General features: G+C 64.3%; 3 protein-coding genes and 1 pseudogene. 3 read left to right on the forward strand and 1 reads right to left on the reverse strand.

Annotated elements, in window-relative coordinates:
* The 3 genes from ENZ74_RS30110 to ENZ74_RS30120 all read left to right on the forward strand — a co-directional run.
* On the forward strand, window positions 1–856 hold an 856-nt coding region (locus ENZ74_RS30110; RefSeq protein ID WP_127313224.1), incomplete at its 5' end, for a bestrophin family ion channel.
* A gap of 112 nt (window positions 857–968) precedes the next feature.
* The gene (locus ENZ74_RS30115; RefSeq protein WP_063169559.1) at window positions 969–1,379 is read left to right on the forward strand and encodes a DoxX family protein; all 411 of its coding nucleotides are present in this window, start codon (window positions 969–971) and stop codon (window positions 1,377–1,379) included.
* Between the two features lie 134 nt (window positions 1,380–1,513).
* On the forward strand, window positions 1,514–1,777 hold the full coding sequence (locus tag ENZ74_RS30120) for a glycine zipper domain-containing protein (RefSeq protein WP_013528799.1): 264 nt from the start codon (window positions 1,514–1,516) through the stop codon (window positions 1,775–1,777).
* A gap of 84 nt (window positions 1,778–1,861) precedes the next feature.
* Here ENZ74_RS30120 and ENZ74_RS30125 read toward each other — a convergent pair.
* A pseudogene (locus ENZ74_RS30125) lies at window positions 1,862–2,114 on the reverse strand (30S ribosomal protein S16); the annotation flags it as partial.

A 2,114-nucleotide genomic window follows, 5' to 3' on the forward strand; every position in this document is an offset into this window, starting at 1 on the left:
CGGTTCGGTCGTGCCACGCATTCTGCCGCAAATATTGGGCTTCGCGCTTTATTCCGCGATCATCCTGGCCGCGGCGCGCCGGTTCCAGCTTGATTTCAGCGTCTTCAACATCACGCCTTTCGGCCTGGTCGGCGTGACATTGTCGATCTATCTCTCGTTCCGCAACAACGCCGCCTACGACCGTTGGTGGGAGGCGCGCAAGCTGTGGGGCGCGCTGGTCTTCGAAATGCGCAACCTGGCACGCGCCACCACCAGCCTCATCCCGGACCAGACCGAACAGCGCGCCCTGCTGATGGAAGCGCTCGCCTTCTGTCATTTCCTGCGCGGGCAGTTGCGCAAGATCGACAGCATGAAGGATGCCCGTGCCTTCATCGACGCGGAGGCGGACAAGGCAGCAGCCTTTTCCAATCCGGCGGATGAGATGGTCAGGCGCATGGGCCGGCGTGCCAATGCGCAGCGCCTGGCGGGCGACGTCGACACGATCGGCTTTCGTATCCTCGATGAGAGGCTCGCGTCGGTCGCGGCCATCCAGGCCGGCTGCGAGCGGATCGCCGGTACGCCCTTGCCGTTCGCCTACACGCTGCTGGTGCATCGCACGGCCTATATCGTCTGCCTGCTGCTGCCGATCGGCCTGATCTCGACCACCGGTTGGGCGACGCCGCTGTTCACCGCGCTGATCGCCTACACTTTCTTCGGCCTCGACGCGCTGTCGGAAGAGCTCGAGGATCCGTTCGGGACCGAAGCCAACGACCTCGCTCTCGACAGCCTCTGCCGTGTCTGCGAAATCTCGGTGTTCGAGGCGCTTGGCGAAACGCCGCCGAAGATGATCCCGGCGGAAAAGTTCTATTTTTCGTAGGCAAAGGCGCGCGGGCTTAAAAGAATCTGCCCCGCTGTCGGATCGCCGCTCCATGCCACGTCCTTGGTTCGACCCCAGCAAGAAGGGGATAGAACCATCAGGAGGGACCATCATGAGCATTTCCGAAACCGCGCCCGTCTCGCCGGGCGCTTTGTGGACCGGCCGCGCGCTCAGCGGCGTCATCGTGCTGTTCATGATCTTCGACGGCGCCATCAAGCTGCCGCCGCTCGATATCGTCATCCAGACGATGGTACCGCTTGGCTGGCCGGCCGATCCGAATGTCGCGCGCATGCTTGGCGTCATCGGCCTGATCTCGACCGCTCTCTACGCGCTGCCGCGCACCTCGGTGCTCGGCGCCATCCTGCTTACTGCCTATATGGGCGGCGCCATCGCCACCAATGTCCGCGTCGACAACCCGCTGTTCTCGCACATTCTGTTCGGCGTCTATCTCGGCATTATCCTGTGGGGTGGCCTGTATCTGCGCGATTCCAGGCTCCGCGCGCTGATCCCGTTCAGCCGTTAGATCCGGATCGAAGCACCGCTTTCGGCTCGAAGCCTGAACCCTTTGCCGGGCAATATCTCAGGGATCGAATCGTCGAGTTGCGAGTTAGAGATTCGCCCGGCGGCGGAGGCGGCTCCTATCGGAGAGGAACGACGATGAAGAAAACGATGCTTTTGATGGCGCTGCTGGTGCCGCTCGCCGCTTGTTCGCAAACGGAAAAAGGCGCGGCCGTAGGCGGCCTCGGTGGCGCTGCCGTCGGTGCGGCCGTCGCCGGCGATCCGGTTGAAGGCGCCGTCGTCGGTGGTGCTGTCGGCGCTGTTGCCGGCGCGCTGATCGGCCGGGCGAGCGAGCGTGGCGAATGCCGCTACCGCGATAGCCGTGGCCGCGTCTATATTGACCGCTGCCCGCGCGGCTATTGACCGGGCGGCTTTTACAGACAGGGTCGAATGAAAAAACGGCGGGCACATGGCCCGCCGTTTTCCTGGATGCGATAGAGCAAATACTTATTCGGCGGTTGCGGCTTCCGCCTCGGCCGGTGCAGCCGCGGCGGCGGCAACGGCAGCAGCGGCATCTTCCTGCGCCTTCTTCAGAAGAGCAGCGCGTTCCTGCGCCTTCTTGCCCGGCTCGGCCTTCTTCGGGTTGGAACGGGCGTCGCGCTTGACGAGGCCGGCCTCGTCGAGGAAGCGCAGCACGCGGTCGGTCGGCTGGGCGCCATGCGCCAGCCAATGCTTGACGCGGTCGGCGTCGACCTTGACG

Origin of the sequence: Mesorhizobium sp. M7A.F.Ca.CA.002.15.2.1, assembly GCF_003998715.1 — a bacterium.
GTDB lineage: Bacteria > Pseudomonadota > Alphaproteobacteria > Rhizobiales > Rhizobiaceae > Mesorhizobium > Mesorhizobium ciceri.